Source organism: Pseudomonas sp. BRG-100 (assembly GCF_000737955.1).
Classification (GTDB): domain Bacteria; phylum Pseudomonadota; class Gammaproteobacteria; order Pseudomonadales; family Pseudomonadaceae; genus Aquipseudomonas; species Aquipseudomonas synxantha_A.
The window spans coordinates 2676862-2701309 of record NZ_JPRX01000001.1 but is presented as its reverse complement, the minus strand read 5'-3'; the positions used below and the strand labels follow the sequence as shown (position 1 = coordinate 2701309).

Genomic DNA, 24448 nt, shown 5'->3' with positions numbered 1-24448 from the left:
CTGCATGTTTGATTCGGCAGGCGTGACAGGTTTTTCGAGGAAAGTGCCCGACGAGGCCGTTTGCAGGCCGTTCGTCACGTCGCTCTTGCGCGTGGTTTATGCAGGAGGCGGGTATTTTCTGCTTCACTCAAGGCTCGGCCGAGGGCTGGCCGCCCGGATCAAAGGGGAATGGCGTAATGGCAACGGTAGACCGCTGGCTGCTGCCAGATGGCATCGAAGAAGTACTGCCACCAGAAGCTGCGCGCATTGAAGTAGCGCGTCGCCAGGTGTTGGATCTGTTCCAGAGCTGGGGTTACGAGTTTGTCGTGACTCCCCATATCGAGTACCTGGAATCCCTGCTGACCGGCGCGGGCCAGGACCTGGATCTGCGCACCTTCAAGGTGATCGACCCGCAATCGGGCCGGCAAATGGGGTTCCGTGCCGACATCACGCCGCAAGTGGCGCGCATCGACGCGCACACCCTGCGCCGCGAAGGTCCGAGCCGCCTGTGCTACGCCGGCAGCGTGTTGCATGCCCAACCGCGAGCCTTGTCGTCTTCGCGCAGCCCGATCCAGTTGGGTGCCGAGTTGTACGGCGATGCCAGCCCGAGCAGCGACGTTGAAGTGATCAGCCTGATGCTGGCCATGCTGCAACTGGCTGACGTGCCGGATGTCCACATGGACCTGGGCCACGTCGGTATCTATCGTGGCCTGGCCCGTGCGGCCGGCTTGTCCGGTGAGGTGGAGCAACAGTTGTTCGATGCCCTGCAGCGCAAGGCGATCGACGAAGTGATCGCCCTGACCGAGGGTGTGCCGGCTGAACTGGCCGGTATGCTGCGTGCGCTGGTGGACCTGTGCGGTGGTCGTGAAGTGCTGGTGGCTGCGCGTGAGCGCCTGGCCAATGCGCCGGCGCCGGTATTGGCGGCACTGGATGACGTGCTGGCGATTGCCGAACGCTTGTCGGCGCGGTTCCCGCAGCTGCCGCTGTATTTTGATCTGGGCGAGTTGCGCGGCTACCACTACCACACCGGTGTGGTGTTCGCGGTATTTGTCCCGGGTGTTGGCCAGGCCATCGCCCAAGGTGGTCGTTACGACGATATCGGCGCCGACTTCGGTCGCGCGCGTCCGGCCACTGGTTTTTCCACCGATTTGAAAACCCTGGTGACCCTGGGGCGTGCTGAGGTCGAGCTGCCGTCTGGTGGCATCTGGATGCCCGACAGTACGGACGCGGCGCTCTGGCAGCAGGTTTGCCAGTTACGCAGTGAGGGTCAGCGTGTGGTCCAGGCCTTGCCTGGGCAGCCATTGGCCGCCGCCCGTGAAGCGGACTGCGACCGGCAATTGATTCAGCAGAACGGGCTTTGGCAAGTATCGCCACTGGCTTCTTGAGTTTTCCTGCCGGCCATCGCCGGCACCAAGTTTGCGCGAATGAGGACAAGTGTTATGGGTAAGAATGTCGTAGTCCTGGGCACCCAATGGGGTGATGAGGGCAAAGGCAAGATCGTTGATCTGCTGACCGAACATGCTGCCGCCGTAGTGCGCTACCAGGGTGGCCACAACGCTGGCCACACCCTGGTCATCGATGGCGAAAAAACCGTCTTGCACCTGATTCCGTCGGGCGTACTGCGCGAAGGCGTGCAGTGCCTGATCGGCAACGGCGTGGTAGTTGCACCTGACGCCTTGCTGCGCGAGATCACCAAGCTGGAAGAGAAAGGCGTACCGGTGCGCGAGCGCCTGCGCATCAGCCCGTCCTGCCCGCTGATCCTGTCCTTCCACGTTGCACTGGACCAGGCCCGTGAAAAGGCCCGTGGCGAGCTGAAGATCGGCACTACCGGTCGCGGCATCGGCCCGGCCTATGAAGACAAGGTTGCGCGTCGTGGCCTGCGTGTGGGCGACCTGCTCAACATGCCGCGCTTTGAAGACAAGCTGCGTGAACTGGTGGATTACCACAACTTCATGCTGGTGGGTTACTACAAAGAGCCTGCCATCGAGTTCGACAAGACCCTGGCCGAGTGCAAGGAATACGCAGAGCTGCTCAAGCCGCTGATGCTGGACGTGACCGCCGAGCTGCACGACCTGCGTCGCGCCGGCAAAGACATCATGTTCGAAGGCGCCCAGGGCTCGTTGCTGGACATCGACCACGGCACCTACCCGTACGTGACCAGCTCCAACACCACTGCTGGCGGCGTTGCCACAGGTTCAGGCGTTGGTCCGATGTTCCTGGACTACATCCTGGGCATCACCAAGGCTTACACCACCCGTGTAGGCTCGGGTCCGTTCCCGACTGAGCTGTTCGACGACGTTGGCGCGCACCTGGCCAAGCAAGGTCACGAATTCGGCGCCACCACTGGCCGTGCTCGTCGTTGCGGTTGGTTCGACGCCGTTATCCTGCGTCGCGCTATCGATGTGAACAGCATTTCGGGCATTTGCCTGACCAAGCTGGACGTACTCGACGGCCTGGAAGCCATCAACATCTGCGTCGGCTACAAAGACGCGCAAGGCAACGACGTTGCCCCGACCGACGCTGACAGCTACGTGGGCCTGCAGCCTGTGTACGAAGAAGTGCCAGGTTGGACCGAATCGACCGTGGGCGCCAAGACCCTGGAAGAACTGCCAGCCAACGCCCGCGCTTACATCAAGCGTGTGGAAGAGCTGATCGGTGCACCGATCGACATTATTTCGACCGGCCCGGACCGCAACGAGACCATCGTTCTGCGTCACCCGTTCGCTTAATAAATTGTTGATGTAAAAAGCAAAGGGCTCCTTCGGGAGCCCTTTGTCGTTTCTGCCTGGCAAACGGCACGACCCTTGCTGTGTTTCCCTCTTTCGAGGTGCTATCAAATTAGTGGCACCCGTGGTGGAGGGGTTTCCAGTGTCTGCCGTTCTCTCGTTGTTACAAAGCCGTCTGTTGCGGCCGGTGTTCGTTACCCTTGGTATCGCCCTTTTGGTGCAAGTGCTGGTTGCCGTCGCGCTGACGCGGAGCACCGTGACCGCGCTGGAAGCTGATTTGGGTAATCGTCTGGGCATCGATAGTCAGAAACTGTCTGGCGAATTGGCCCAGGCCGGCAAGGAGGTCACGTCCAGCCTCGACAGCTTGTCCTCCAGCACGCGCCAGCGCCTGACAGCCGGGCTTTCCACGCGTCTGCAGGAAGAGCAGAAGCAACTGCGTGCGACCCTGGAAAAAGACCTGAAGGACTCCGCCAATGACATGGCGCAGTTGCTGGCCTCGGTCGCGCCCCGCGCCATGTGGGACAGCGATGTGCCAACACTCTCGGAATTTGCCCGGCGTGCCCAACGCAATCCCAACGTGTTGTTCGTCGTGTATGACGACGCCGCGGGTGAGCACCTGACGCGTTATCTGAACCGTGATAACCCGATCAACCAGGCGTTGCTGGCAAAGGGTGCGGGTGAGCGTGCCCTCGATAAAGTGCTGAACGCGGCCAAGACAGACCCGTCGGTGTACTACGTCGAAGCCTCCATCAGCCCAAATGGTGTGGAAATCGGCAAGGTGCGCATGGGCGTGTCGACCGCTGCGGTTGAGGCCGACCTGCAAGCGTTGGATAAGCGCTTTGCCGCGCTGATCGCCAGCGGTGATCAACTGGTGGGCGATAGCCTCCAGGGGGCGGCGGCTGATAGTGCCAGCGCCATGGGCGCCAGGCTGCAGTCGGCACAGGCAACTGCCACCCAAATGACTGCAAACACCTCCAGCGCCGTGCAAGAAGCGGCGGGCGCCCTGCGTTGGCGTATCGGCATGGGCCTGGCATTGGTGGGGCTTGGCGTATTGCTGTTGCTCGCTGTTGTGTTGGGCCGGCGCGTGGTCAATCGTCTCAAGCTGCTTATTGCCGCCATGGACGACCTGGCGGCAGGCGAGGGCGACCTCACCAAGCGTGTGCAGATCAACAGCAAGGACGAAATCGGTGATATGGCTTCGGCGGTCAATCGCTTTGTGGATAAGTTGCAGCCCATCGTGCGTGAGGCGGGCGATGTGGCCCAGCGTACCGGTGTGGAAATCGGCGCCATGACATTGCGTAACGCGGGCGCCGACGCGGCAGCGGGTTTGCAGCGCGACGAGGTTGCAGAGAGCTTGCGCGCACTTTCGCAAATGGCTGACGAGGCCCAGGCCGAAAGTCACGCCATGCAAGCGGCCTTGCAGCAGGTGGTGGATATTCGCCAGGCCACGGATGAGAACTCGCGCACCTCGGCTGAGGTCGGCAGCTTGATCGAGGCGTTGGCGGGGCAGGTGCAGGCTGGCTCCCAGGTGATTGAGCGGCTGGCGCAGCAAAGCGAGCAGATCGAAGTCGTGCTAACCGTGATCCACGGTATCGCCGAGCAAACCAATTTGCTTGCCCTGAATGCGGCTATCGAAGCGGCGCGGGCGGGCGAGACTGGACGTGGCTTTGCGGTGGTGGCGGACGAAGTGCGTGCGCTGGCCAGCAAGACCCAAAGCTCTACCGGCGACATCCAGGCGCATATCGTGGCGTTGCAACAGGGCGCGCGTGAGGCGGTGGAAACAATCGGCAAGGCTGGCCGCCAGGCCAATGAGGGCTTGCTGGTGTTGCGCGACAGTGTGCGTTTGCAGCAGACAGTACAAGCGTCGGTGGAGCAGGTGCACGCCGCGATTGGTCTGGCGACGCGTGCGGCTGAGCACCAGGCTCAGGGCGCCCATGCGGTGCGTGGGCGGGTGGAAGTGATCCATGCCCAGGCCGAGCGTGCGGCGCAGGCTGTGGTGGAGACGACGGCCAGTGGCAAGGTGCTGGATGGGTTGGCGGCGCAGTTGAAGGCGAGCCTGGGGCAGTTCCGGGCTTAGTGGTGTCCATACCGGCCTCATCGGGAGCAAGCCCCCTCCCACACTTGATTTGCGAACACATTCAAATGTGGGAGGGGCGGTGCGACGATTCGACTTGCCCCCGATAGCGGTCTCAGCGACTCAGATACATCCGAGTCGTAAGTAGATACACCGGCAACCCCGACACCAATATCAACAACGCTGCATACGGTGCCGCCGCCGCAAACTCCACATTCGAAGTATGCGCCCACACGGCCGTCGCCAAGGTATTCAACCCGGTCGGGCTCAGAAGCAAAGTCGCCGTCAATTCCTTCATCGCATCCAGAAACACCAGCGCAAATGCCGCCCCTAACGCCGGGAAGATAATCGGCAACGTCACTCGGCAAAACGCACTGAACGACGAAGCGCCCAACGTGCGCGCCGCCTCCTCCAGTTGTGGTGCCGCTTTGTTCAAGGCCGTACGAATCGGCGCCTGGGCCAATGGCAAAAACAGCAACGCATAAGCGATCAGCAACAACGCCGAGGTCTGGTACAGCGCGGGCACGTAATGCAGCGCGAAATACACCAGTGTCAGTGCAATCACCAGGCCGGGCAGGGCGTGTAGCAGGTAAGGCAGGCGTTCGGCCCACAGTGCCAACTGGCCTTTGTAGCGCACCACCAGCAAACCTACGGGCACCGCCAGTACCAGGCACAACGCCGCGCCTCCCAGCGACAAGGCAAGTGAGGAGAGCAACGCCTCGCCAATTTCAGCCAGTGGAAACGCGGCGGAAGATCCGACGGCCAACCAATAACCGAGCATCCCCAGTGGAATGCCGCTGCCAATGATCGCCAGCGCCAGGCAATACACCTGCCCCAATGGTGCCCACTTGCCCAGCCGGACCTGCTCGGCATGTCGCGCCGCGCCCTGGCCAATGCGCACGTGTCGGCCTTTGCCACGCACGCGCAACTCCAGCCACAGCAAGGTCAGGCACATCACCAGCAACACCGCCGAGAGCATCGCGGCATTGGCGTTGCTGAATTCCAGTTCGAATTGCTGGTAGATCGCGGTGGTAAAGGTTTGCAGGCCGATGATCGACAAGGCCCCGAACTCCACCAGCATGTGCAGGGCTATCAGGAGTGCCCCGGCCAATAGCGACGGCCATAGCAGCGGTAAGGTGACGCGAAAGAACACGCCCCAGCGATTCAGTCCCAGGGTGCGCGCGGACTCTTCCAGGGACGGGTCAAGGTTGCGCAAGGTTGCTGCCACCGGTAGAAATACCAGCGGGTACTTGGACAGACTCATCACCAGAATCGCGCCACCGAGCCCTTCGAAACTCGCGCTCAGGGACACCCAGGTAAAGCTGCTGACAAACGCAGGTACCGCAAACGGCAGGCACAGGATTACGCCCCAGATCCTTCGTCCCGGCAGGTTGCTGCGTTCCAGCAGCCAAGCCAGGGACAGGCCGATCACACCACAGGTCACGGTCACGCCGACCATCAGTGCGAGGGTGTTGCGCAGCAGGCCAAACACATAAGGCCGCCACAGCAGATGCACCGCCTCTGCCCAGCCCGCTTGCCAGGCCTTGAGCCCGACATACGCCAGCGGCAGCAGGCTCAGGCCCACTAGCAGCAGTACTGGCAGCAACAGCCAGATCGACGGCCGTTTGCGCCGTGGGCTGAATGCCCCGGCCGTTAGCGATGCGGTCATCAGTTCAAGCCAACGTCACGTTCCAGTTCCAGGGCTTCTTCGGCGTTGCCAAGGTCGGCTGGGGTGACTTTCGGCGGCTGCAGCTCGCTGAAGGGCTTGAGGCCACGGTTGGATTGCATGCCCTTGCGCAGCGGGTACTCGGCCGAGGTGTTGGTGATCACGCGCTGGCCTTCTTCACTGGCCATGAATGCCAGCAGTTGCTGAGCTTCTTTGGGGTGTTTGCTGGATTTCAGTGCGGCAGCGGAGGATACGGTGATCAGGCCGCCAGCATCGCCATCGGTGAAGTAGTGCAGTTGGGAGTCCAGGTTGGTTTTTTCCTTTTTCAGGGCAAACCAGTAATAGTTGTTCACCAGCACGGTGGCCACTTCGCCATTTTCAACGGCCTTGAGGGCGACCATATTGTTGCTGTACACCTTGCCGAAGGCGCGCAGGCCGGTCAGCCACTCTTCGGCGGCTTCGCGACCGTGCAGTTTGATGATCGCCACGGCTTGTTCCTGGAAGGCACCGCTGGTGGGCACGAAGCCAACCTTGCCTTGCCACTCGGGGCCGGCGAAATCCAGGACGGATTTGGGCAGGTCCTTTTCAGCAATCAGTTTTGGATTGAACGCCACCACGCGGGTGCGTGCAGTCACGCCCATCCAGTCACCATTACGACCGACGTAATCCTTGGGCAGCACGTCGAGGGTGCTGGCATCGATCTTCGCCAGCAAGCCTTGCTCGCCGAGTTTGTTCAGCGGCGGCGATTCTTCGGTATAGATCACGTCGGCGGGGGAGCGGTCACCTTCTTCGACGACCTGGCTGGCCAACTGATTGCTGCTGCCTTTGCGCACGTTGACGTGAATGCCGGTCTTGGCTTCAAAGGCTTTGGCGAGTTCATCGCCGACTTCCTTGTGTTGGCCGTTGTACAAGGTCAGGGCGATCTTGTCGGCAGAATAGGCGGCGGGCGAGAGCAGGGTCAGGCTGAGCAGGGTGAGGCTCAGGCCGCGCAGAAGGGATGTTTTGAGACGGTTATCGCGGATCATCATCCGAAGTGTTCCTCGCTATATGCAACAAATCATTGCAAGGATAAACGATAAAACTTCTCAAGTGCGGACGAGGGGGGGAAATCGCTGGGGAGTTTTTCGAGCGTCAGAAACGAAAAAACCCGCTTTCGCGGGTTTGATCTGAATTTGGTGCCCAGGAGAAGACTCGAACTTCCACGACCTTGCGATCACCAGCACCTGAAGCTGGCGTGTCTACCAATTTCACCACCTGGGCATTATCTAACAACGTTGCCGCTGTTGATGGGGCGAACTATACGGCGGGCTTTTTGATCTGTAAACCCCTGATTCGAAAAATATAAATCAATTTTTCCGTTAAAAATCAAAGGTCTGAAACGAAAAAACCCGCTTTCGCGGGTTTGATCTGAATTTGGTGCCCAGGAGAAGACTCGAACTTCCACGACCTTGCGATCACCAGCACCTGAAGCTGGCGTGTCTACCAATTTCACCACCTGGGCATTATCTGACAACGTTGCCGTCGTCGATGGCGCGCACTATACGGAGCGATATTTGAGCTGTAAACCCCTGCCATGAAAAAACCCTGGAAAATTTCGCCAGTGGTCGTGCAAGGTGCGCGGTGGGGGGGCGTAAAGGTCTTTTAAACGCTTGTTGATACCTGAAATTTCCCGTTTCAATACGCGTATGCCAAACTAACCCACATATAGACAAGGTGAAAACTCTCTAATGGCCGATTGGCAGTCCCTCGATCCCGAGGCCGCTCGTGAAGCGGAAAAATATGAAAACCCTATTCCTAGCCGCGAACTGATCCTGGCGCACCTCGCCGATCGTGGTTCGCCTGCTAGCCGCGAGCAGTTGGTCGAAGAATTCGGTCTGACCACCGAAGACCAGCTCGAAGCCCTGCGCCGCCGTCTGCGTGCGATGGAGCGCGATGCTCAATTGATCTACACCCGTCGTGGCACTTACGCGCCGGTAGACAAGCTCGACCTGATCCTGGGCCGCATTGCCGGCCATCGTGACGGTTTCGGCTTCCTGATCCCGGATGACGGCAGTGACGATCTGTTCATGAGCCCGGCGCAAATGCGCCTGGTGTTCGATGGCGACCGCGCCCTGGCGCGGGTTTCCGGTCTGGACCGTCGCGGTCGTCGCGAAGGCGTGATCGTCGAAGTGGTGTCCCGTGCCCACGAGTCCATCGTCGGCCGTTACTTCGAAGAAGGCGGCATCGGCTTTGTGGTTCCGGATAACCCGAAGGTCCAGCAGGAAGTGCTGATCACCCCCGGCCGCAACGGTGCCGCCAAGGTCGGCCAGTTCGTCGAGGTGAAAATCACCCATTGGCCAACGGCGCGCTTCCAGCCCCAGGGCGATATCGTTGAAGTGGTCGGCAACTACATGGCGCCCGGCATGGAAATCGACGTTGCGCTGCGCACCTACGATATTCCTCACGTCTGGCCTGATGCCGTGCTCAAGGAAGCCGCCAAGCTCAAGCCGGAAGTCGAAGAGAAAGACAAAGAAAAACGGATCGACCTGCGTCATCTGCCGTTCGTCACCATTGACGGCGAAGATGCCCGCGACTTCGACGATGCGGTCTACTGCGAAGCCAAGCCTGGCAAGCTGCGCCTGTTCTCCGGCGGCTGGAAGCTGTACGTCGCGATTGCCGACGTGTCCAGCTACGTGAAGATCGGTTCGGCCCTGGATAACGAAGCCCAGGTGCGCGGCAACTCCGTGTACTTCCCTGAGCGCGTGATCCCGATGCTGCCTGAGCAGCTGTCCAACGGCTTGTGCTCCCTGAACCCGAAAGTCGACCGTTTGGCCATGGTGTGCGAGATGACCATCTCCAAAACCGGCGAAATGACCGACTACCAGTTCTACGAAGCGGTGATCCACTCCCAGGCGCGTCTGACCTACAACAAGGTCAGCACCATTCTGGAAACACCGAAGACCAGCGAAGCCAAGGCCCTGCGTACCGAATACGCTGGCGTGGTTCCGCACCTCAAGCAGTTGTACTCGCTGTACAAGGTGTTGCTGGGCGCCCGTCATACCCGTGGCGCGATCGATTTTGAAACCCAGGAAACCCGGATTGTTTTCGGTTCCGAGCGCAAGATCGCCGCTATCACCCCGACCACCCGTAACGACGCGCACAAGTTGATTGAGGAATGCATGCTGGCGGCCAACGTGGCCACTGCCGAGTTCCTGAAGAAGCACGAAATTCCCGCGCTGTACCGCGTCCACGACGGCCCGCCGCCGGAACGTCTGGAAAAACTGCGCGCCTTCCTTGGTGAGCTTGGCCTGTCCCTGCATAAAGGCAAGGACGGCCCGACGCCCAAGGATTACCAGGCTCTGCTGGCCAGCATCAAGGATCGTCCGGATTACCACGTGATTCAGACCGTGATGCTGCGTTCCCTGAGCCAGGCGGTGTACAGCGCCGATAACCAGGGCCACTTTGGCCTCAACTACGAGGCGTACACCCACTTCACGTCGCCGATCCGTCGTTACCCGGATTTGCTCACGCACCGGGCGATCCGCAGCGTGATCCACTCCAGGCAGAACACCCCGCACGTCAAGCGCGCCGGTGCCATGACCATTCCGAAGGCGCGGATCTATCCGTACGACGAGGCGGCCCTGGAGCAGTTGGGCGAGCAGTGCTCCATGAGCGAGCGCCGCGCCGACGAAGCCACCCGCGACGTAGTGAACTGGCTCAAGTGCGAGTTCATGAAGGATCGCGTGGGCGAATCGTTCCCGGGCGTGATCACTGCTGTGACGGGCTTTGGTCTGTTCGTGGAACTGACCGACATCTACGTCGAGGGCCTGGTGCATGTCACCGCCTTGCCGGGTGACTACTACCACTTCGATCCTGTGCACCACCGTCTGGCGGGCGAGCGCACCGGTCGCAGCTTCCGCTTGGGCGATACCGTCGAAGTGCAGGTCATGCGCGTCGATCTGGACGAACGCAAGATCGACTTCGGTATGCCTGACAAGCCCGCTGAGCCGGCTGGCCGCAAAAAGCGTGGCAGCGAAACCGCAGCGCCGGCTTCCAAAGGCAAGGCCACTGGCGCGAAGACGGCTGCCGAGCCTGCACCTGCCAAGTCGGGGCGTCGCTCTTCCGCCAAGGAAAAGGCTCCTGAAGCCTACCGCCCAAGCGATGCTGCGGCGAAAAACGCCGAGCTGCGCAAGAGCCGCGAGTTGAAGCAGCAGCTGCTCAACGAAGCCAAAAGTGGTGGTAAAGCGGCGTCTGGGGGAAAGTCCCAAGGGGCGGAAAAACCGTCGAGCAAGCCAAGTAAACATCGTAAAGGCCCGCCAAAAGCGGGCTCTGCCCCCGCGAAAAGCGGCGGGTCGCGCAAACCTAAGGCCAAGTCATGAGTCTGGAAAAAATCTACGGCGTGCACGCCGTAGAAGCACTGCTGCGTCATCACCCCAAGCGGGTCAAGCAGGTTTGGTTGGCCGAAGGCCGCAGTGAGCCGCGTGTGCAGGCGCTGGTCGAACTGGCCACCCAAAACAAGGTTGCCATCGGCCAGGCCGAGCGTCGTGAAATGGACGTGTGGGTTGAAGGTGTACACCAGGGCGTGGTCGCGGACGTCAGCCCGAGCCAGGTATGGGGCGAGGCGATGCTCGACGAGCTGCTCGACCGTACCGAAGGCGCGCCTCTGTTGCTGGTACTGGACGGCGTGACCGACCCGCACAACCTCGGCGCCTGCCTGCGTTCGGCAGATGCTGCCGGCGCGCTTGCGGTGATCGTGCCTAAAGACAAGTCTGCAACCTTGACGCCGGTGGTGCGCAAAGTGGCTTGCGGCGCGGCAGAAGTGATTCCGCTGGTGGCCGTGACCAACCTGGCGCGCACCCTGGAGAAACTCCAGCAGCGCGGCCTGTGGGTCGTGGGTACGGCAGGCGAGGCCGAGGTCAGCATTTATGACCAGGACTTGACCGGCCCGACCATCCTGATCATGGGCGCCGAAGGCAAAGGCATGCGTCGTTTGACCCGTGAGCATTGCGATTATCTGGTGCACTTGCCGATGGCCGGTAGCGTCAGCAGCCTGAACGTATCGGTGGCGACGGGCGTGTGCCTGTTTGAAGCCCAGCGTCAGCGTGGTGTCAAGGTCAAAGCCAAGAAGTAATCCCGAGCCTGGCACAGAACCAAAATGTGGGAGGGGGCTTGCTCCCGATAGCGGTGGGTCAGTTACAGATGATGTGACTGAACTCTCGCAATCGGGAGCAAGCCCCCTCCCACATTTAATTTTGTGGTGTTTGGAAAGTTGTTCAAATAATCACCAATCACCTTGCGCCGCTTCTCCCCCTTCTCTACAATTGCGCCCCTTGCCTTCCTGGCAGGCACCGATGTGCCTCCCCTACGGCAAGATCCATAAGTGTCATTCACTCCTTGTCTGACCGTTTTTGAGCGGCAGGCTACAACCCGTAAGGAGCATTCATGCGTCATTACGAAATCATCTTTTTGGTCCACCCGGATCAAAGCGAGCAAGTCGGCGGCATGGTTGAGCGTTACACCAAGCTGATCGAAGAAGACGGCGGCAAAATCCACCGTCTGGAAGATTGGGGCCGTCGTCAACTGGCCTACGCAATCAACAATGTTCACAAGGCTCACTACGTGATGCTGAACGTTGAGTGCACTGGCAAGGCCCTGGCCGAGCTGGAAGACAACTTCCGCTACAACGATGCAGTGATCCGTAACCTGGTCATCCGTCGCGAAGAAGCCGTTACCGGCCAATCCGAGATGCTCAAGGCTGAAGAAAACCGCAGTGAGCGCCGTGAGCGTCGCGACCGTCCTGAAGAAGGCGCTGATGATAGCGCTGATGACAGTGACAACAGCGATAACGCTGACGAGTAATCCACGGACCTTATTAAGGAGCCTATCAAATGGCACGTTTCTTCCGTCGTCGTAAATTCTGCCGCTTCACCGCTGAAGACGTGAAAGAGATCGATTACAAAGATCTCAACACTCTGAAAGCTTACGTATCCGAGACCGGCAAAATCGTTCCAAGCCGTATCACCGGTACCAAAGCACGTTATCAGCGTCAGCTGGCCACCGCTATCAAGCGCGCCCGCTTCCTGGCCCTGCTGGCCTACACCGACAGCCACGGCCGCTGAGACCGGGCAGTCGACAAGTAGTAAGGGATTGAATGCATGCGCGCCTTAGCTGAGTTCATCATGCGCGGTCGCGTGCAGGCCACTCTGGTAGTGGCTGGCTGTGCGGCATTGCCGTTGCTTTATTGGTTGGGTGCTGCCGCAGGTTGCCTTGTGCTGCTGCGGCGCGGTTTGAAGGACGCCCTTGGCGTTCTTGCCCTGGGTTTGTTGCCGGCCTTGATCTGGTGGCTGCAAATGGGTGATCCACGGGTACTTCTGGTACTGCTGGGGTCATCGAGCCTTGCGTTGGTTCTGCGCGCAAGTGAGTCCTGGGTCCGTACGCTGCTGGTCAGCGTGGCATTGGGGTTGGTGTACTCAGTGATGCTTGGCGCGGCTTTCCGCCCGCAAATCGAGGCGCTGTCGCAGGAGATCGTCAAGATCCTGCCACTGGCTCTCGGGGATCTCTACCAGCAGTTGTCGGTAGATGAGCGAGCGCGGTTTGCGTCACTGATTGCCCCGGTCCTGACCGGCCTGATTGCGGCATTGTTGCAGGTCGTCAGCGTGCTGAGCCTGATTCTTGGGCGTTATTGGCAGGCGTTGTTGTACAACCCGGGTGGTTTTGGTCGCGAGTTTCGCAGTATCAGAATCCCTGCGGGGCCGGCGATGTTGCTGCTGGCGTGCATGGTTGTCGGACCGAACTTCGGTCCACAGATGGCCTTGCTGGCGCCGATTTGCAGCGTACCGCTGGTGTTTGCCGGGCTGGCCCTGATTCACGGGCTGGTTGCGCGAAAGCGCCTGGCCAGGTTCTGGCTGGTGGGGTTGTACGTCACGCTGTTGCTGTTCATGCAGCTGATCTATCCGTTACTCGTGGTTCTGGCCATTGTCGACGGCCTGATTGATTTTCGCGGACGTCTGGCGTCGAAAGATGCCGATAGCGCGAACGGTGAAGGTTAAAAGTTAGAGGATTTTCACATGCAACTGATCCTTCTGGAAAAAGTCGCCAACCTGGGCAACCTGGGCGACAAAGTGAACGTTAAGGCCGGCTACGGTCGTAACTACCTGCTGCCATACGGCAAAGCCACCGCTGCAACCGCTGCCAACCTGGCTGCGTTTGAAGAGCGTCGTGCTGAGCTGGAAAAAGCCGCAGCAGACAAAAAAGCTTCGGCCGAAACTCGCGCTGCCCAACTGGCTGAGCTGGAAGTGACTATCACTGCCACCGCCGGTGACGAAGGCAAGCTGTTCGGTTCGATCGGCACCCACGACATCGCTGATGCACTGACCGCCTCCGGCGTTGAAGTGCAGAAGAGCGAAGTTCGTCTGCCGAACGGCACCATCCGCAACGTAGGCGAATTCGACGTAGCCGTGCACCTGCACGCCGAAGTTGAAGCCACCGTACGCGTTGTCGTGGTAGCAGCTTAAGTCGCACCTAACTGACTGGCACCTCGCGTGTCAGCCGGTTAACATCGGGCACGATCCTGTTTACAGGTCGTGCCTTTTGTTTTTCTACACACCCTTAAATTCCAAGTGGCCATGAACGAAATCTCCGCTCCTGAGCAATACGATCTGCAAACCGCTGCCCTGAAGGTGCCGCCGCATTCCATCGAGGCCGAACAGGCCGTGCTCGGTGGCTTGATGCTGGACAACAACGCCTGGGAACGCGTGCTGGATCAAGTCTCGGACGGTGACTTCTATCGCCATGACCACCGCCTGATCTTCCGCGCCATCGCCAAGCTGGCCGACCAGAACTCACCGATCGACGTGGTGACCCTGGCCGAGCAGCTGGACAAGGAAGGCCAGACCTCCCAGGTTGGCGGGCTGGGCTACCTCGGTGAACTGGCGAAAAACACGCCGTCCGTCGCCAACATCAAGGCCTATGCGCAGATCGTCCGCGAGCGCGCCACCCTGCGCCAGTTGATCGGCATCAGCACCGAAATCGCCGACAGCGCCTTCAACCCGGAAGGCCGTACCGCCGCCGAGATCCTTGATGAAGCCGAACGCCAGATCTTCCAGATCGCCGAAGCGCGGCCCAAAACCGGCGGCCCGGTCAGCGTCAACGACCTGCTGACCAAGGCTATCGACCGTATCGATACCTTGTTCAACACCGACGCGGCCATTACCGGTATTTCCACCGGCTACACCGACCTCGACGAAAAGACCAGCGGCCTGCAGCCGTCCGACTTGATCATCGTCGCCGGCCGTCCGTCCATGGGTAAGACCACCTTTGCGATGAACCTGGTGGAAAACGCCGTACTGCGCAGCGACAAGGCGGTATTGGTGTACTCCCTCGAAATGCCAGGCGAATCGCTGATCATGCGTATGCTTTCGTCCCTGGGTCGTATCGACCAGACCAAAGTGCGTTCCGGCCAGTTGGAAGACGACGATTGGCCGCGCTTGACCTCGGCGGTCAACCTGCTCAATGACCGCAAGCTGTTCATCGACGACACGGCCGGTATCAGCCCGTCCGAGATGCGTGCGCGTACCCGCCGCCTGGTACGTGAACACGGCGATATCGCGCTGATCATGATCGACTACCTGCAGTTGATGCAGATTCCGGGCTCCAGCGGCGATAACCGTACCAACGAGATTTCCGAAATCTCCCGTTCCCTGAAAGCCCTGGCCAAGGAATTCAACTGCCCAGTGGTGGCGCTGTCCCAGCTCAACCGCTCCCTGGAACAACGCCCCAACAAGCGTCCGGTGAACTCCGACTTGCGTGAATCCGGAGCGATCGAGCAGGACGCCGACGTGATCATGTTCGTGTACCGCGACGAGGTGTACCACCCCGAAACGGAACACAAAGGCATTGCCGAGATCATTATCGGCAAGCAGCGTAACGGCCCGATCGGCTTTATTCGCCTGGCGTTCATCGGTAAGTACACGCGCTTCGAGAACCTGGCGCCGGGCAGTTACAACTTCGACGACGACGAGTAACCGTTGGCCGAGTCACTCGGCCAGGATTTGTCGAGTCAGTGTCTGGATCAGCTCGGCTTCTTCAATCGCAAGCAGGGCCTGCTGGCTATCGGTTTGCTCCTTGTAGGCCGCTTTCGACAGTAAACCGGCGGTAAGACTATCGCGTAGTGCCTCAAGTCGTTCCTGAAAGGGCTGACGCTGCGCTTCGAATTGCGCCTGATATTTGTTGGTTATATAGACTTGCCAGAACTCTCTGGAAAGCAGCGCCTGGAATTCCTCGGGTGAATTATCCAGTGCCACTATTTTTTCATAGGCGCTGTCTAGCATGCCCTGTGTGACTCCACCCATATGGGTGTATGCCGTCCGCTGAGGCTGCCCAGGCAGTTGGAGGCGGTCTTTAAGGCCGTAGCGATAAGCCAGTCTGATCTCGACCTCCTCGCCCAGGCGCAGGCGATGCGGGCGCTTCGCTTCTTCCGATACCGTCGGATCGTTGACAATCGTTTCGCTGCGCAGGATGTCGGCTGAGGCGATTTTGTCCACTTCATGCAATCGGAACAGGCTTCTGGACAATGCCGATAACGGCTTGCCTTGTGACTGATCCATCGCCTGACTTTGGGCCCTGTATACCAGGACTGCGGTTTCCAGGTTGCCGAACGAGAAGGCCGCTCGGTCGCAGCACGCAGGTTCGCCGGCTCGATCGAAGATTTCTTTGCGCAACTGTTCGGACTCCGAACTGTTTTCGGTAATAGCGTCGATCAACTCCCAGACTCTTCGCCGATGATCCTCCTGGCCCGTACCCAGTTGCTCTAGACGCTTGAGCAGGTCGAAGAAGGGATCCGCCCCCTGCTGTTCGCGTAGCGTAGTCCATTGCGATCGCCTGGCCGAAACCTGAGCTGAGTCCAATCCCTTGGTCAAGCGTCGAAACGACTCGTCGCCCCGATTTCTAAAGGGTGCTGGCGGTCTGTTTAGCGTGGATGTGACCACTAAACGGTTTGGCTGCCCCACTTCGGCGAGTCCGGCTGTGATCAACCGGGCTGCGTAACGCCTGACCCGTGCCAACGTTTGATCGGACAACGGATTACCGGTGACAGAGGTCAAGTTATTGAGCCGTGCCGAACGGGGCAGGAGCGCGTCTGTAGGCGCGATGACGGAGTCAGGAATCTCTGTTATCTGATTGGCACTCAGGTCGATCGTGTCCAGTAGCGGTTGCTCTGCCAGGCCGGTCGGCCATGTCTCAATGCCTGTACCCGACAGATTAATCGAGCGGATGTCGGGCATCTGGCTGAAGTCGGGTGTCACGCCTAGTTGTTGGTTTCCCTGTAATACGAGGCCTCTGAGCGTGACGCGTTCCGCCAGGATGCGGGCGGTGTCCGGGGTCAGGCGAATCCGGTTGTTCTGCAGATATAAACGGGTGAGCCCATGCATTTCGCCCAAGGCTGGAGGAAGGTCCCTGAGCTGATTGTCTGCCAGGTCGAGCCAGCGTACGTGTCGGTATCGTGTCAGGAAGCTTTCTGGAGAAACGCTTAGGTACATGTTGTTCAGTTTGAGTGAGCCTACGTGACTGAAGTCCACGTCCAGGTCCGGCAGACTCGGCAGCCTCAGGCCACTGAGATCGAGTTCCAGGCCAATCGGTGTGCCATCCTTGGCCAGCATCTGCGGTGTTTCCTGTCTCCAGCAACTCAAAATGCGTTCCAGGGCGATGTTACGATCGTCCCAAGTCACTGCATTGGTTGCGAGTTGGCCAGAGCGAACATAACCCTGGCGGCGAACACCGCCTGAAAACGCCCAGGCGTCCAGTTGGGTTTGGAGCTTATGGAACTCAAGTTCGAGTCTGTCCAACTCTGCCGCCACTGTTCCTTTGGGCAAGCTCCAAAGAAACTCCCTAGCCTGCTTGAGGGTCTTGCCCGGATATAGCCGCTGATACCTTTCTATCCTGGGGTTACCCGAGTCAAACGCGCTGTCAATTGCGTCTTTGATCAGGTCCGGATGGTTTTCATGCAGATTGCGCCAGTAGCTTTCGAATTTTCTCCAGTATTGAGAGGGAAAGTCATTGCCTTGTAGCTGGGTGACGTTATTGATCCGGACGATGGTTTCCAACTGGTCGGCCGGCGGTTTCAGGTAGGTTTCGGGAACTGCACGCAGTTTGTTATTGAGCAAGTTGAGGCTTTTCAGGTTGGTCTGACTCAGTAGGCCGGCGGGCCACTGATCAATCTTTGTACTGCTGAGGTCCAGTGTTTGCAGTTTCGACATACCGCTGAAGTCGGGCGTTATCCCCAGCGGGTTTTCCGATAGATCGATATGTTCAAGCTGGGTAAGGCCGGCCAATTTTTCAGCACTGGGTACATCCAGCCTGATCTGGTTCGAACTCAAGTTCAGCGTGGTCAATTGACTCATGTTGCCGATCGCGGTGGGGAGTTTGTCGAGCTTGGAGTGTGTGATGCTCAGTCGCTCCAGGTTGGAGAAATTGCCCATGAACGTATCCGTCGCATCCGACCAGTTAATCGACACAAGATCCAACTCCCGCACATGGCTGAAGTCGGCTTTCAACCCGGGAAGCGCGGAGGTGCCTGACGGCATTGTGAATGATGTCCCGGTCTCACGACGCCAGCAGCGCTTGATCTCATCGGTAGCAAGCTTGGCCCAGCTTGTAGATTCGGAAGCGTTTGCATGTCGCCATGCCTTCAACTCCCTGCTGAGGTTTCTGTACTCGGCTTCTCGTCTATCCAGCCCGCCAGTAATGTCATTGCCAAGAGACTGGATAAACGCGTTGATCTGTCCTTCGTCAAATGACGGGAACAAGCTGTGTACCCGACGCTGCGGGCTGCGCAGTTGATTTAAGGCTGCGCTGGCACTGTCGGCCACTTGCCGGAAGAACGACCAGTCATGTCTCTCGCCTCGTACGCCCCCCGGTGCGCCGACGATGGCGCTGACCCAGACATTGGCGGCGTTGCGCCTGATGGCGTGGCTTGCACCGAGGCGACTGCTGTTGTAGACGTTAGCCGCGTCCATCGCCACGGGATCGCCAGGTTTGACGATGCGCCAGACTTTGCCTGCCGCCGAGGAAGCATCGCGGTCGAGCATGACTTGATAGGTGCCGCCGTCGATCGTCACGTATTGACGCCCGCTCAGGGCATGGACGCCGTCTGCATCGGCATTGTCCGGCACCTGCTTGTGGGGTATCCGCAAACCACTGATGCTCTGGTTCGATAGCGGCGACTCCCGCGATTGTGTGAGGAATTCTGGCAGGTACGCCTGCTGTACGCGCGCTTGCTCAAGCACGTCCTGAGCCAGCACGGCGGTGTCGTGGCGCCCAAGGCCCAGCTCATTGCGTTGGGTTTCGGTGAGAGTGCGCAAGGTGGCACCGAGTAAGCTGTTTTCCCCGACGGCCGCCGTTTTCAGATCGCCACTGTCCGGTCGGTAGCCAGCATATTCAGTGCCGGACTTGACCAACATGACGAAGCTGTCTGCGTCTTCGCTCCCATAGGTGTCCAGCAGGGATCCTCGACGGATGGTCCGCCCGGTCTGATCGGTAGAGCCTTGATACACCTGCACGCCGACATCGCTTGGCCAACCTGGCAAGAGCGTCAGCAGGTTGCAGAACAGGGCTTCACTGTGCGCGTTGAGGCCGAGGCCGCTTGGGTCCGAAAGTGCGTTGAGCGCCTCAGTGATGATGCTTTGTTGAAGACTTTTGTGAATGGCCTCGCGTACCGGAGCTTCCAGGAAGGAGTACAGGCCGACGTCGCGTAATGAGGGATGACGACGCAGCAAGTCTGCAGCCATTGCCCGTGAAAGGTCCGGAAAGCGACGCCGCAACAGGCCGATTGCCAGGTCATCACTGGTGGGCTGGCCGGACAGCGCCGTGGGTGCAAACCGAGCTGCTGAATTTTTTGCATTCAGGTGGTCGCGCGGTTGGCCGTCGCGTAACGCCTCATACACAGCGGCTTGATGTGCTTGAAGGTGTGTCGCTATTTTTTTTCTCAGCTCAAGCAATCGGCTCGCCAGGTGTTGATCTTCACTGCTGTGGCCTGTCTTACCCAACCTGCTATTGGGGACGAGCCGTTCATGTTCCTGCAATACCTGTTGCATGAGCGAGCCCACCGGCGAGCCAAATGCCAGTGCCAGGTAACGATCGCGGCCGTCCTGGCGTAGTTCGATTGTGGCCAAGGGCTGTGTGTTGCCCGCGAGCACCGGTGCGTGGCTGGACAGCAAGGTTTTGCCGTCAGGGGCATACAGTTTGATCGTGCAGGTGCCCAGGTCGGCCAGTAGCGCAGGCATGACCTGATCGGCAATGGGCGGCAGCGGGCCATCGCTCTGCCTGAGCGCCGCTTGTAACTGGGTGAGCCCTTCGCGCAGTTGCTGATTCTCTATGGCCTGCGTCAGTGCGACGGGCGCGCGCCGGCGATCGAACCAGATATCCAGCAGATCCTGGCGATCCACCCGCGCGACATCCAGCGAGCGCTTACAAGCTGTCGGGCTCAGCGGCAGCTCGCTGGGCGAGATCATGTGCTGCAACAGTTGGGCTTCGTTCAGCGCACGGGTATCGATCGGGTCGAGTGTCCAGCGGTCATGCTTGGCTGAATAGGTAACGTAGGGCTGAATGCTTGAAGAGCCGTGCGTGTCCAGTTGATAGCGCCCGGAGATTTTGTCGAGGGTGACCTGGGCGAATCTGGTTTGGTTGTCGACCTGTAGCTTGATGTAGCTTCGATTGTCCTTTTCAAACAGGCCTTGAGGGTTTTGTTCAACTCCCGACAGGTAGTTGGGGTCGATTTGTGTGTAGTCGTTGATGAACCACAACCCAGGCTTGCCGTTCGTGCCAAGAGCATAGTTGGGGTTACCCAGCGCGTTCATCAACTGACGGGTGCGGCGTGCAGACAACTTGGCTGCCGCCCCCTGCAAGCGCAGCCCCACCAGCAGGTCAAGGATGTCGCCGACAGCTTGCACCAGCTCGGCCTGCTGGCCTCGGCGCAGCGCCGCAATGGCAGACCAGGTCTGATAGACGAGGGCGCCCAGCATTGCGACCAACATGATTTTGCCCAAGCCCGTCACACCGCCGGGGAGGGGGATCAGCAGCATCGACAAGGTTTCGCTGACCAGATAGGTGGCCAACGCAACGGCGGCCTCCTGGTCGGCGAGTTTATTGGTGCGGGCCAGTCGGATAAGGTCCGATTGTATCGGCCACGCCTGGTGGATCGGCAAGGTGTGGGCGAGGCAACGGATGTCCGTGCCGATTTTTTCCACCGCCAGTTTTTGTCTGTTTGGGGTCTTGCTGGCGAACAGGTCATACAGGATTTTGGCATGCCAGGCGAGCTCGTCCCGGTTGACCTTCAGCGGTTTGATAAAGGCTCGCAGCTTTTCCTGATTGTTCAGGGAGATGGCCTTCATGAACCAACTGAAGTGTGCCAGCCCCACGTCGTTGCGGATCTGGTCCTGCAGCGAGTCCACGGCTTCTTGCCTGGAGGCATGTCGGCGTAGCGCGCCATTGGGGCGGTCCGGGAAGTAGCTGTAGACGCAAGAGCCGTCGGGCGTGTCAAAGCGACGAGTAAAGAACGGCAGGGCAATCTTTTCGCCGCCGGCGTCCAGTTGGTAGAGGTCCCAATACACGCTGGTGTCGAACAGCCAGTCTTTAAGTTCATTGAATTCCCATTCGCTGATACTCCAGGACTCATTGGTGCGGTAGGCGTCCCTCAATGCGACCAGCAGCTTGGTGCTTTGCAGGCCGAATAGCGGATTGGACAGACGCTTCTTGAACTCTTTTTCGATGTAGTCGCTGATGCGCGTGCCGATGTCCACGCTCCTTGCGACGGCCACGAACGCTTTGACGCTGATGACGTTGCCGCTGATAGAGCTGGCGCGTTGTTCTTCGGTGGAGAAATACGCAGTAAACCCGAAGTTGCGATACGCCGCCTCCAGCAAGGTGATCGAGCGTTCGTACTCACGTATGCCCAGGTCCTCTTTGTAGATGCGCACGTTGTTGCCCAGGCGGTCGTTGGCGGGGAGGTCATCCTGGGAGGCCGGTAGCTGCCGGATCCGCGTCTTCAGGTAAGTGGTACGCGAGTTGATGACCGTGCCGGTTTTGCTCTTCAGCGCGCTGTCCAGAGCGTCGACCATTTGCTGGCTCAAGTCGTTGTAAAGATCTGTGAGGGCGTTGCCGAGGGTTTGCTCGCGCTCCACCAGATCCTTGCTCAGACGCAGGTATTCTTTTTGCTCGTCCACGCCCATTTTGCCCATGAAGGCATTTACGTTTTCCTGTATCAGTTGAAAGATCTGTTGTTCGGCCCAGCTTTCGTGGGTGAGTAATGCAGGTTGCTCTGCATCAAAGGTGACTGAGTTGGTCATGGTGTGTGCTCGGGAAGAGAGCGCTTGGCACAGCAGCGTGGCAGGCGCTCTGTTGGAAAGATTGAGCGACATTAGGGCCGGCAGTACCAGAAGAAGAGGTGCATAAAGCTGTGCGCTGAAAACGCCTGGTAGTTGCACCCTCAATGACGACGCGTGATCAGCGCGCCTATGTGGGCCTCGCCCCCCCAGCAAAACCGGGCTATAAGCACCGTCGGGCGCGGTGTGGCTAAAAGCCGACCATTGCCGTCGGAATTGGTCAAAATTTGTGCTATATTCCGCGCCCGCGATTTTTCATCTCAACACCGGTCACCGTCATGCAAACAGCCAAGCCGTTATTTGACTATCCCAAGTACTGGGCCGAATGTTTCGGTCCTGCGCCATTCCTGCCGATGAGCAGGGAGGAGATGGATCAGCTTGGCTGGGATTCCTGCGACATCATCATCGTCACCGGTGATGCGTATGTGGATCACCCATCGTTCGGCATGGCGATCATCGGCCGGCTGCTGGAGTCCCAGGGCTTTCGCGTCGGGATCATCGCCCAGCCGAACTGGCAGTCCAAAGACGACTTCATGAAGCTCGGCGAGCCGAACCTGTTCTTCGGCGTCGCGGCCGGCAACATGGACTCGATGATCAACCGCTACACCGCCGACAAGAAAATCCGCTCCGACGACGCCTACACCCCAGGCGGCATGGCCGGCAAACGCCCGGACCGCGCCAGCCTGGTGTACAGCCAGCGCTGCAAGGAAGCCTACAAGAACGTGCCGATCGTGCTTGGCGGCATCGAAGCTTCCCTGCGCCGCATCGCCCACTACGACTACTGGCAGGACCGGGTGCGCAACTCGATCCTGATCGACGCTACCGCCGATATCCTGCTGTACGGCAACGCCGAGCGCGCCATTGTCGAAGTCGCCCAGCGCCTGTCGTGGGGCCACAAGATCGAAGACATCACCGACGTGCGCGGCACCGCGTTCATTCGCCGTGATACACCCGCGGGCTGGTACGAAGTGGACTCCACGCGCATCGACCGTCCGGGCAAGGTCGACAAGATCATCAACCCGTACGTGAACACCCAGGACACCCAGGCCTGCGCCATCGAGCAAGAGAAAGGTCCGGTGGATGACCCGGAAGAAGCCAAGGTCGTGCAGATCCTGGCCAGCCCGCGCATGACCCGCGACAAGACTGTGATCCGCCTGCCGTCGGTGGAAAAAGTCCGCGGCGACGCGGTGCTCTACGCCCACGCCAACCGCGTGCTGCACCTGGAAACCAACCCAGGCAACGCCCGCGCCCTGGTGCAGAAGCATGGTGACGTGGACGTTTGGTTCAACCCGCCGCCCATCCCGATGACCACCGAAGAAATGGACTACGTGTTCGGTATGCCTTATGCCCGCGTGCCGCACCCTGCGTATGGCAACGAGAAAATCCCGGCCTACGACATGATCCGCTTCTCGGTAAACATCATGCGTGGCTGCTTCGGCGGCTGCACCTTCTGCTCGATCACCGAGCACGAAGGCCGCATCATCCAGAACCGTTCCGAAGAGTCGATCATTCGCGAAATCGAAGAAATCCGTGACAAGGTGCCGGGCTTCACCGGGGTGATCTCCGATCTCGGCGGGCCTACCGCGAACATGTACCGCATTGCCTGCAAGAGCCCGGAAATCGAATCCGCGTGCCGCAAGCCGTCGTGCGTGTTCCCCGGCATTTGCCCGAACCTGAATACCGACCACTCCTCCTTGATCCAGCTGTACCGCAGCGCCCGTGCATTGCCGGGTGTGAAGAAGATTTTGATTGCTTCCGGCCTGCGCTACGACCTGGCCGTCGAGTCGCCTGAGTACGTGAAAGAGCTGGTGACCCATCACGTGGGTGGCTACCTGAAGATCGCCCCGGAACACACCGAGGAAGGCCCGCTCAACCAGATGATGAAACCGGGCATCGGCAGCTATGACAAGTTCAAGCGCATGTTCGAGAAGTACACCAAGGAAGCGGGCAAGGAGCAGTACCTGATCCCGTACTTCATCGCCGCCCACCCGGGCACCACCGATGAAGACATGATGAACCTGGCCCTGTGGCTCAAGGGCAACGGCTTCCGTGCCGATCAGGTGCAGGCGTTCTACCCGTCGCCGATGGCCACCGCCACCGCGATGTACCACTCGGGCAAGAACCCGCTGCGCAAGGTCACCTACAAGAGCGACGCGGTGACCATCGTCAAGAGCGAAGAACAGCGCCGTCTGCACAAGGCGTTCCTGCGTTATCACGACCCGAAAGGCTGGCCAATGTTGCGTGAAGCACTGACGCGCATGGGCCGCGCCGACCTGATCGGGCCGGGTAAAGACCAGTTGATCCCGCTGCACCAGCCGGCCACCGACAGCTACCAGAGCGCCCGTCGCAAGAACTCGACGCCGGCCGGCAGCCACAAGGTCGCCAAGGAAACCACCACCAGGATCCTTACCCAGCACACCGGCCTGCCGCCCCGTGGCAGCGACGGCAGCAACCCGTGGGACAAGCGTGAGCAAGCCAAGGCGGCTGCTCAGGCGCGTAACAAGCAGGCCGCCAAAGAGCGTGCCGATGCGGCCAAGGGCAAGGGCGGCAAGCCTGCGCGCAAGCCGGTAGTGCCGCGTTGATCATCGCTTGAATATGCAGAACGCCAGCCTCGTGCTGGCGTTTTGCTTTCTGGTCGAGGGTGAGCCTG

Annotated in this window: 14 protein-coding genes and 2 tRNA genes; 11 read left to right on the top strand and 5 right to left on the bottom strand. The window is 59.7% G+C overall.

The annotated features are described in order from the left end of the window. The first annotated feature begins 176 nt into the window (after window positions 1-176). The 3 genes from JH25_RS15320 to JH25_RS15330 all read left to right on the top strand — a co-directional run bounded on the left by JH25_RS15320 (window position 177) and on the right by JH25_RS15330 (window position 4782). Window positions 177-1364, top strand: coding sequence for an ATP phosphoribosyltransferase regulatory subunit (locus tag JH25_RS15320; RefSeq protein WP_032878199.1), 1188 nt, complete (start codon window positions 177-179; stop codon window positions 1362-1364). Window positions 1365-1418: 54 nt separating this feature from the next. Further along, window positions 1419-2708, top strand: coding sequence for an adenylosuccinate synthase (locus JH25_RS15325; protein WP_005784238.1), 1290 nt, complete (start codon window positions 1419-1421; stop codon window positions 2706-2708). Between the two features lie 139 nt (window positions 2709-2847). Continuing rightward, the gene (locus JH25_RS15330) at window positions 2848-4782 is read left to right on the top strand and encodes a methyl-accepting chemotaxis protein (protein WP_032878197.1); all 1935 of its coding nucleotides are present in this window, start codon (window positions 2848-2850) and stop codon (window positions 4780-4782) included. A gap of 112 nt (window positions 4783-4894) precedes the next feature. On the opposite strand, the gene JH25_RS15335 is transcribed toward JH25_RS15330, so the two are convergent. From JH25_RS15335 to JH25_RS15350, 4 genes are all read right to left on the bottom strand, one after another. Then, a complete protein-coding gene (locus JH25_RS15335) occupies window positions 4895-6448 on the bottom strand; it encodes an ABC transporter permease (RefSeq protein ID WP_032878196.1) in 1554 nt (517 codons plus the stop codon). Further along, window positions 6448-7473 (bottom strand): iron ABC transporter substrate-binding protein, encoded by a 1026-nt coding sequence (locus JH25_RS15340; RefSeq protein WP_032878194.1) that lies wholly within the window; start codon window positions 7471-7473, stop codon window positions 6448-6450. Before JH25_RS15340 ends, JH25_RS15335 begins: the two co-directional genes overlap by 1 nt. A 145-nt stretch (window positions 7474-7618) precedes the next feature. Next, a tRNA-Leu gene (locus JH25_RS15345) sits at window positions 7619-7705 on the bottom strand. A 154-nt stretch (window positions 7706-7859) separates the two neighbouring features. Beyond that, a tRNA-Leu gene (locus JH25_RS15350) sits at window positions 7860-7946 on the bottom strand. Between the two features lie 226 nt (window positions 7947-8172). Between JH25_RS15350 and rnr the strand changes: the two genes are divergently transcribed. The 7 genes from rnr (at window position 8173) to dnaB (ending at window position 15447) form a co-directional block, all read left to right on the top strand. Next, window positions 8173-10803 carry a ribonuclease R gene (gene rnr, locus JH25_RS15355; protein WP_032878192.1) on the top strand — a complete coding sequence of 877 codons (2631 nt, stop codon included), beginning with the start codon at window positions 8173-8175 and terminating at the stop codon, window positions 10801-10803. Continuing rightward, window positions 10800-11555, top strand: a complete 756-nt coding sequence (gene rlmB / locus JH25_RS15360) for a 23S rRNA (guanosine(2251)-2'-O)-methyltransferase RlmB (RefSeq protein ID WP_032878190.1) — start codon at window positions 10800-10802, stop codon at window positions 11553-11555. The genes rnr and rlmB overlap by 4 nt, the downstream gene beginning before the upstream one ends. A gap of 311 nt (window positions 11556-11866) precedes the next feature. Continuing rightward, window positions 11867-12283 (top strand): 30S ribosomal protein S6, encoded by a 417-nt coding sequence (rpsF, locus tag JH25_RS15365; RefSeq protein ID WP_005784250.1) that lies wholly within the window; start codon window positions 11867-11869, stop codon window positions 12281-12283. 29 nt (window positions 12284-12312) lie between these two features. Next, entirely contained in the window at window positions 12313-12543 is a 231-nt protein-coding gene (gene rpsR / locus JH25_RS15370; protein WP_002551829.1) for a 30S ribosomal protein S18, read from the top strand. A 36-nt stretch (window positions 12544-12579) separates the two neighbouring features. Beyond that, entirely contained in the window at window positions 12580-13473 is an 894-nt protein-coding gene (locus JH25_RS15375; RefSeq protein ID WP_005784252.1) for a hypothetical protein, read from the top strand. 18 nt (window positions 13474-13491) lie between these two features. Next, window positions 13492-13938, top strand: a complete 447-nt coding sequence (gene rplI, locus JH25_RS15380) for a 50S ribosomal protein L9 (RefSeq protein ID WP_003171376.1) — start codon at window positions 13492-13494, stop codon at window positions 13936-13938. A gap of 111 nt (window positions 13939-14049) precedes the next feature. Beyond that, window positions 14050-15447 carry a replicative DNA helicase gene (gene dnaB / locus JH25_RS15385; protein WP_003188079.1) on the top strand — a complete coding sequence of 466 codons (1398 nt, stop codon included), beginning with the start codon at window positions 14050-14052 and terminating at the stop codon, window positions 15445-15447. 12 nt (window positions 15448-15459) lie between these two features. Here the strand turns inward: dnaB and JH25_RS27650 are convergent, their stop codons facing one another. Further along, window positions 15460-21762, bottom strand: coding sequence for an NEL-type E3 ubiquitin ligase domain-containing protein (locus tag JH25_RS27650; RefSeq protein ID WP_050549360.1), 6303 nt, complete (start codon window positions 21760-21762; stop codon window positions 15460-15462). A gap of 314 nt (window positions 21763-22076) precedes the next feature. On the opposite strand from JH25_RS27650, the gene JH25_RS15390 reads away from it, so the two are divergent. Beyond that, window positions 22077-24380 carry a YgiQ family radical SAM protein gene (locus JH25_RS15390; protein ID WP_005784258.1) on the top strand — a complete coding sequence of 768 codons (2304 nt, stop codon included), beginning with the start codon at window positions 22077-22079 and terminating at the stop codon, window positions 24378-24380. The last annotated feature ends 68 nt before the right edge of the window (window positions 24381-24448 follow it).